This is a genomic window from Streptomyces sp. a15, from assembly GCF_059026085.1.
In genome coordinates, this window is the sequence record NZ_JBWLKM010000166.1 from 1 (window position 1) to 7,556 (window position 7,556).

The 7,556-nt window shown below is 70.2% G+C and carries 7 protein-coding genes and 1 pseudogene; 4 read left to right on the top strand and 4 right to left on the bottom strand.

Annotated features, from left to right (window positions below; translation table 11 throughout):
• Window positions 1–144: pseudogene (locus AC5P09_RS50720) on the top strand (amidinotransferase); the annotation flags it as partial.
• A gap of 113 nt (window positions 145–257) precedes the next feature.
• Here AC5P09_RS50720 and AC5P09_RS50725 read toward each other — a convergent pair.
• From AC5P09_RS50725 to AC5P09_RS50735, 3 genes are all read right to left on the bottom strand, one after another.
• Entirely contained in the window at window positions 258–455 is a 198-nt protein-coding gene (locus tag AC5P09_RS50725; protein ID WP_493880434.1) for a hypothetical protein, read from the bottom strand.
• A gap of 83 nt (window positions 456–538) precedes the next feature.
• A complete protein-coding gene (locus tag AC5P09_RS50730; protein WP_493880435.1) occupies window positions 539–802 on the bottom strand; it encodes a hypothetical protein in 264 nt (87 codons plus the stop codon).
• Window positions 799–1,125, bottom strand: a complete 327-nt coding sequence (locus AC5P09_RS50735; RefSeq protein ID WP_493880436.1) for a hypothetical protein — start codon at window positions 1,123–1,125, stop codon at window positions 799–801. The genes AC5P09_RS50730 and AC5P09_RS50735 overlap by 4 nt, the downstream gene beginning before the upstream one ends.
• 156 nt (window positions 1,126–1,281) lie before the next feature.
• On the opposite strand from AC5P09_RS50735, the gene AC5P09_RS50740 reads away from it, so the two are divergent.
• The 3 genes from AC5P09_RS50740 to AC5P09_RS50750 all read left to right on the top strand — a co-directional run bounded on the left by AC5P09_RS50740 (window position 1,282) and on the right by AC5P09_RS50750 (window position 6,827).
• The gene (locus AC5P09_RS50740; protein WP_493880437.1) at window positions 1,282–3,666 is read left to right on the top strand and encodes a phosphoketolase family protein; all 2,385 of its coding nucleotides are present in this window, start codon (window positions 1,282–1,284) and stop codon (window positions 3,664–3,666) included.
• A gap of 78 nt (window positions 3,667–3,744) precedes the next feature.
• Window positions 3,745–6,114, top strand: coding sequence for a glycoside hydrolase family 65 protein (locus AC5P09_RS50745; protein WP_493880438.1), 2,370 nt, complete (start codon window positions 3,745–3,747; stop codon window positions 6,112–6,114).
• 455 nt (window positions 6,115–6,569) lie between these two features.
• Complete coding sequence (locus AC5P09_RS50750; protein WP_493880439.1) at window positions 6,570–6,827, top strand: hypothetical protein; 258 nt, start codon at window positions 6,570–6,572, stop codon at window positions 6,825–6,827.
• 249 nt (window positions 6,828–7,076) lie between these two features.
• Here AC5P09_RS50750 and AC5P09_RS50755 read toward each other — a convergent pair whose 3' ends face one another.
• Window positions 7,077–7,274, bottom strand: a complete 198-nt coding sequence (locus AC5P09_RS50755) for a hypothetical protein (protein WP_493880440.1) — start codon at window positions 7,272–7,274, stop codon at window positions 7,077–7,079.
• Window positions 7,275–7,556 lie beyond the last annotated feature (282 nt).

The window sequence follows — 7,556 nt, forward strand, 5'->3', positions numbered from 1 at the left end:
GGCATGCTGCGCGCGCTCGAAGCGTGGGGGTTCGAACCGATCCCGTGCGACCTGCTGCACTACGCGCCGTTCGGCGGATCGTTCCACTGCGCGACACTCGACATCCGCCGGCGCGGCACGCTCGAGTCGTACGGCCCCGATTGATGTCGAAGTGACCCCTTGTCCAACCGTCCGCTCGTGCAAATGTCACCAGTCGAGATCCTTGTACTCCTCCGCGGGCACGCCGATGTCCGAGAAGATCTCCCATGCCTGCTGCCTCATAGGGCCGGCGGCAGCGTCCTCGTTCTTGTGGAGGGCGCGCGGCTGTGGACCACCAGCGTGCGGGCTTCGCCGAGCCGGTGGCCGGTCTGGCGGTGTATCGCGAGTGTCTCCTGGCCGAGGGCGATGGCTGTCGCGTACGACGACTCCGACTCCGCTATCCCACACAGGACGGTCAGGGCCTGACCCTCCACCACGCGGAACCCGTGATCGCGTGCCAGGTTCAGTGCCTGCTCGGCATGGCTGCGGGCCTCGTTGTGGCGGCCCAGCTGCTTGTGCGTCAGGAAGAGGCCCAGGACGCTGTCCGCCTCGGTGCGTCCGTATCTCGCCTCGCGGGCCAGGGCAAGAGCCAGCCTTCCGGTCCGCAGCGAGCGGTCGAAATCCGCCAGCTTTTGAGAGCAGTGGCGACCGTGTTGAGGATGCTGGCCTGAATCCAGCGCCGCCCTCTCTCCTTGACCATGGCAAAGGCACGCTCGGCCTGTTCCAGCGCCTCGTCGTGGCGGCCGAGCTCGACGTTGATCTTCGCGACGGCGTCGAGCATCATGGCGCGGTCGTTGCGGTATCGGCCTCGCGCGTCAGTGGTCGCCTCGGGACCGAGAAAACGTCAAGGCCGTCGGCCAGACGGCCGAGTTCCCAGTACACCCAGCCCAGGTTCTGCAGAGCCAGGCTGTAGTCGTTCCAGCCGATCTCCGCATTCCGGCTGATGGCCAGTTCGAGCTGATCGGCAGCCTCACGCAGCCGGCCCAGATCCCGGCAGGTCACTCCGAGGACGACCAGCCGCAACGCTTCCAGATGACGATTTCCGGCTTCACGGGTGATCCGCAAGCCGGTGGTGACATGCGCGTGAGCACTGGCGAGTCGCGCCATGCTCCATTCCGCTGTATCGCTGACGGATCAGGGAAACACGTCTGGACCAGGAGTGGGCCGGTTGGCCCTGTCGGGTACCCGGTGGACCGGCCGAGAGTGGAAGGCATGGACCGGCTTGTACCTCCGATCGACACCCCGGCCCGGAAGGGATCTCCCATGTCCGTCGACACGCAGCAGGCGTCCGCCCGGCTCACCGAGGAGGAGCTGAGGTCGCTGGACGCCCACTGGCGCGCCGCGAACTATCTGGCCGTCGGCCAGATCTATCTGATGTCCAACCCGCTGCTGACCGAGCCGCTGCGCGCGGAACATGTCAAACCGCGGCTGCTCGGCCACTGGGGCACCTCCCCGGGCCTGAACCTGGTGCACACGCATCTCAACCGTGTCATCAAGGTCCGTGAACTGGACGCCCTGTGCATCTGGGGCCCCGGCCACGGCGGGCCCGCCGTGCTCGCCAACTCGTGGCTGGAGGGTTCGTACAGCGAGACCTACCCGGACATCACGCGGGACGCCGACGGCATGGCCCGGCTGTTCCGGCAGTTCTCGTTCCCCGGCGGAGTGCCCAGCCATGTGGCGCCCGAGACGCCCGGTTCCATCCACGAGGGCGGCGAACTGGGCTACGCGCTCTCACACGCCTACGGTGCCGCCTTCGACAACCCGGACCTGCTGGTCGCCTGCGTGATCGGCGACGGCGAGGCGGAGACCGGCCCGCTGGCCGCCTCCTGGCACTCGGACAAGTTCCTCGACCCGGTGCACGACGGCGCCGTCCTGCCGATCCTGCATCTGAACGGCTACAAGATCGCCAACCCGACGGTGCTCGCCCGGCTCCCCGAGCCGGAACTCGACGAGCTTCTCAAGGGGTACGGCCACGACCCCCTCCACGTCACCGGCGACGACCCGGCCGCCGTCCACCGCGGCATGGCCGAGGCCATGGACACCGCCCTCGACCGGATCGCCGCCCTGCAGCGGGCCGCCCGCGAGGAGGGCGCGACGGAGCGTCCCCACTGGCCGGTCATCGTGCTGCGCACACCGAAGGGCTGGACCGGCCCGGCGCAGGTCGACGGGCTGCCGGTGGAGGGCACCTGGCGCTCCCACCAGGTTCCGCTCTCCGCCGTCCGGGACAACCCCGAGCACCTGCGGCAGCTGGAGACGTGGCTGCGCTCCTACCGGCCCGAGGAACTGTTCGACGAGGACGGCCGTCCCCGGCCCGAGGTGCTGGCCTGCGTCCCGGAGGGAGTACGCCGGCTCGGCGCGACCCCGCACGCCAACGGCGGACTGCTGCTGCGCGAGCTGCCCCTGCCACCGCTGGAGCGGTATGCCGTCGAGGTCGACAAGCCGGGCGCCACCCTGCACGAACCCACCCGCGTGCTGGGCGAGTTGCTGCGCGATGTCATGCAGGCCACCGCCGACCGGCGCGACTTCCGCCTGGTCGGCCCCGACGAGACCGCCTCCAACCGGCTGCAGGCCGTGTACGAGGCCAGCGGCAAGGCGTGGCAGGCGCAGACGCTCCAGGTGGACGAAGACCTCGACCGGCACGGCCGGGTGATGGAGATCCTGTCCGAGCACACCTGCCAGGGCTGGCTGGAGGGCTATCTGCTGACCGGCCGCCACGGGCTCTTCTCCTGCTACGAGGCGTTCGTGCACATCGTCGACTCGATGGTCAACCAGCACATCAAGTGGCTGCGCACCACCCGCCGGCTGCCCTGGCGCGCCCCGATCGCCTCTCTCAACTACCTGCTGACCTCGCACGTGTGGCGCCAGGACCACAACGGCTTCTCGCACCAGGACCCCGGCTTCGTCGACCACATCCTCAACAAGAGTCCCGAAGCGGTACGGGTCTACCTGCCGCCGGACGCCAACACCCTGCTGTCCGTGGCCGACCACGCCCTGCGCAGCCGCGACTACGTCAACGTCGTCGTGGCCGGCAAACAGCCCTGCTTCGACTGGCTGTCCATGGAACAGGCCAAGGCCCACTGCGCGCGCGGCGCCGGCATCTGGGACTGGGCCGGCAGCGAGGACGGCTCACGCGAACCCGACGTGGTGCTCGCCTGCGCGGGCGACGTCCCCACCCAGGAGATCCTGGCGGCCGCACAACTGCTGCGCGCGCATCTGCCCGAGCTGTCCGTGCGCGTGGTGAACGTCGTCGACATCGCCCGCCTGCTGCCGAGCGAGGAACATCCGCACGGCATGAGCGACTTCGAGTACGACGGCCTGTTCACCGCCGACAAACCCGTCGTCTTCGCCTACCACGGCTACCCGTGGCTGATCCACCGCCTGGCCTACCGGCGCACCGGCCACGCCCACCTGCACGTGCGCGGCTACAAGGAGATCGGCACCACGACCACGCCGTTCGACATGGTCGTCCGAAACGACCTGGACCGCTACCGGCTGGTGATGGACGTCATCGACCGCGTCCCGGGCCTCGCGGTACGCGCCGCCGCCGTACGCCAGCGGATGGAGGACACCCGGCTGCGCCACCACACCTGGATCCGCGCACACGGCACCGACCTGCCGGAGGTCGCCGACTGGACCTGGGACGGCTGAGCGCCTCCAACTGCTTCGGCACGGTGCCGATGTCGTCGTGGGAGACCTCGCAGAACTGCTCGCGTGAGGAGCGCCGAAGTGACGGACCGGATTTGGGAGTACGAGGGCTACGATCCCGCTCAGGAGCGTCTGCGCGAGTCGCTGTGCACGCTGGGCAACGGCTACTTCGCCACCCGCGGGGCGTTGCCCGAGTGTGTCGCGGACGACGTGCACTACCCGGGCACCTATGCGGCCGGCTGCTACAACAGGCTCACCTCAGAGGTGGCAGGCCGCGAGGTCGAGAACGAGGACATGGTCAACCTGCCGAACTGGCTGCCGCTGCGCTTCCGAGTCGAAGGGCAGCAGTGGCTCACCCCCGACACGGCAGAGGTGCTGGAGCACCGGCAGGTCCTGCACCTGGCCTCGGGGCTGCTGGAGCGCCGGACGCGTTACGGGCTCGGCGAGGGACGCGCCCTGTCCGTCCGCCAGGAGCGGCTCGTGCACATGGCGGAACCCCACCTGGCCGTCCTGCGCACCGAGTTCACCGCCGACGGATTCTCCGGCGACCTCGAGGTCGAGTCCGCCCTGGACGGGAGCGTCACCAACTCCGGCGTGCCGCGCTACCGCGAGCTGGACGGGCGTCATCTGACTCACGTGTACACCGGTACCGCCGCTCCGGACGCGGTCTGGCTGCGCTGCCGTACCCGCACCTCCGCCATCCGGGTCGGTATGGCGGCCCGGCTGACCGCCGACGAGCCGGCCACGGCACAGCACGAACTGGCTCGGGCCGTCCAGCGGGTGCGCCTGCGCATGGTTCCCGGCCGGACCGCCACCGTCGACAAGACCGTCGCGCTGCACACCTCCCGCGACCTGGCGATCAGCGATCCGCTGTACGCCGCGATCGAACGGGTGGGCCACGCGCCGGGCTTCGACGAACTGCTGGAGTCGCACCTGACGGCCTGGGACCAGCTGTGGCGTCGGGCCGAGCTGGACGTGCCGGGCGAGGCGGGCAGCATCTTGCGGCTGCACCTGTTCCATGTCCTGCAGACGCTCTCCCCGCACACCGCCGACCTCGACGTGGGTGTGCCTGCCAGGGGGCTGCACGGTGAGGCCTACCGCGGGCACGTGTTCTGGGACGAGCTGTTCGTTCTGCCCTACCTCAACCTGCACTTCCCCGAGGTCTCCCGCGCCCTGCTGCAATATCGCCACCGACGCCTGGAGCGCGCCCGCTCCGCCGCCCGCGACCTCGGCCGGCGCGGAGCCCTGTATCCCTGGCAGAGCGGCAGCGACGGCCGTGAGGAGACCCAGCGACTGCACCTCAACCCGCGTTCCGGACGCTGGCTGCCCGATCACTCCCGGCTGCAGTACCACGTCGGATCGGCGATCGCGTACAACGTGTGGCAGTACTGCGAGGCCAGCGGCGACACCGAGTTCCTGCACACCAAGGGCGCCGAGATGCTGCTGCAGATCGCCCGCTTCTGGGCGGATTCGGCGGTGTATGACGAGACGCTGGGCAGGCACCGCATCCGCGGGGTCGTCGGTCCCGACGAGTACCACGATGCCTACCCCTGGGCGGCGGAGCCGGGCCTCGACGACAACGCGTACACCAACGTCACGGCCGCCTGGGTGCTGGCCCGCACCCTGGAACTCCTCGACACCCTGCCCGAACCACGCCGCCGGGAACTCGTCGAGCGGACCGGACTCGACGGCGGTGAACTGGAACAGTGGGAGGACGTCTCGCGCACGCTCCACGTGCCCTTCCACGAAGGCGTCATCAGCCAGTTCGAGCACTACGGCAAGCTCGACGAACTGGACTGGGTCGGTTACCGCCGGCGCTACGACGACATCCGGCGGCTCGACCGGATCCTGGAGGCGGAGGGCGACACCGTCAACCGCTACCAGGCGTCCAAGCAGGCCGACGTACTGATGCTCGGTTATCTCTTCTCGCCCGCCGAACTGCAGGGGCTGTTCAGCCGGTTGGGGTACCGGCTCGACGAGGAGACCTGGCGGCGCACTGTCGACTACTACCTGCACCGCACCAGCCACGGCTCCACGCTCAGCGGACTGGTGCACGGCTGGGTCCTCGCCCGGGCCCGCCGCGCCGATGCCTGGACGTTCTGCCAGGAGGCCCTCAGGGGTGACATCGCCGACGTCCAGGGCGGCACCACGGGCGAGGGCATCCACCTCGGGGCCATGGCCGGCACCCTGGACCTGGTCCAGCGCGGCCTGACCGGCCTGGAGCCCCGGGGCGGCGCTCTGTGGCTGGACCCGGTCCCCCTCCCCGAGCTCTCCTCCTACGGCTTCGCACTCCGGTACCAGGGCCACTGGGGCGTGCACCTGCGCCTGGAGCGCGGGCGGCTGGAGATCGCCGTACCGTCGTCCGACCGCTCCCCGATCGACATCCACCTCCCCGATCGCTCGGTCGGCGTGCAGCCGGGTGAGATCTGCCGGCTGGTGCTCCCGGACTGAGGCCCCCACAGTGCGCAGCACCGCTCGGCGGTCGGCGGTGGGTTGCTGGTCCGCTTGTCGCCCGGACAGCCCGGACAGCCCGGTGCCGGGGGGATCGGGGATCGGGGTCGCGGGTCCCGTGGTGGCCGCTGATTCGACACACCCACTGGTCACGGATGGTTGCTGGGCCACGGGGCCGGTGTGGCGGGAGGGACTGTCGCGGGCTGTAGGTCCGTGGCGCACTGGTCCGGATCCGACGGCGGGAACAGCTCGTACGCGCCGATCCGGTCGGTGCCGAACTCCACGTCCGCGGTCGCGGCGGAAGCCAGGCGGGTGATGTCCGCGCTGGTTCCCGACGCATTCGAGCTGCTGGGTGACCGGGCGAACGTGGTGATGCTGCGGACCTTCTCCAAGGCGTACGGCCTGGCGGGCCTGCGGGTCGGCTATGGCGTGGCGCCGCCGGAACTCGTGCCCAGGTGCGCCAGACCCAGGTGCCGTTCAGCGTCAGCGCTCTCGCCCAGGAGGCCGCCGTCGTCGCCCTCGGCGAGCGCGCGGAGGCCGTCCGACGCTTGTCGGACTTCGCCGTGCACTGCCTCGACGGGAAGGTGGTGGGCCGCCCGTTCCTCGGCGAGGGCGTCCGCGGGGGACGATCGGTCTGCCGGAGGAGAACGACGCCCTCCACGCGCTCGCCGCCGCCTGGAGAGGCTGAAAGCCGTGCCCCTCAGTCCCTGTGAGCGGCATCGCGAGCTGCTCCAGGGGGTCGTACGGGCCCTCGCGGCCCGCGAGTGCAGGAGGCGAGACTGCGCCGACCGGGAGTCACGCCTTCTCGCTGTCTGCCGGCCAGCCCGGCGCGCGCCGGAGCGGGAGAGGGAGATCCTGGTCTTCTTCGGGCCGGGCGGTGACCTGAAGAGCCGATGGCGAGGCCCGGTGACCATCGCCACCGGGCCGTCCGCAACCAGTCCGCGACAAGTGCGGGAGGAGGTTCAGGACTTCTCCGCCGCCGCGGCCATCTCCTTCTCGTCCTCGGCCGTTGCGACGGGCTCCGCCGCCTCCGCGCTCCCGGCTTCGGCGTCTTCCGGGGCTTCGGCGTCCATGGTGGTGAGCGCCTCCTCGAACTCGTCGTTCTCCGCCTTCACCTGCCAGACGTGGAAGCCGATCCAGGTCAGCAAGGCGACGACCACGAGGACGTACTCCGAGCCCGGGAAGGGATGGAGCGTGTCGATGGAGTCGAGGTCCTTCCAGGAATCGATTCCTGTGCCTGGTCGCCGACCTCCTCCTCGACGGTCACTCCAACGACCCCGCGGTCCATGCCACGGACTTCCGCCTCACCCGCTTCGCCGAGGGCAGCCCGCTCATCAGCCCCCATCCCTACGCGGGAGCGGGCGAGATGCGCTAGGGGGTGTTTCGAAAGTCCCGCACAGCACCCACGGCGCCCGGCACGCACTCTCGCCGCACCGGCCGAA

Coding starts and splice junctions, on each gene's coding strand:
- AC5P09_RS50730 (WP_493880435.1), bottom strand. CDS start 802: ATGATGCTCGACGCCGTCGCGAAGATCAACGTCGAGCTCGGCCGCCAC.
- AC5P09_RS50735 (WP_493880436.1), bottom strand. CDS start 1,125: ATGGCGCGACTCGCCAGTGCTCACGCGCATGTCACCACCGGCTTGCGG.
- AC5P09_RS50740 (WP_493880437.1), top strand. CDS start 1,282: ATGTCCGTCGACACGCAGCAGGCGTCCGCCCGGCTCACCGAGGAGGAG.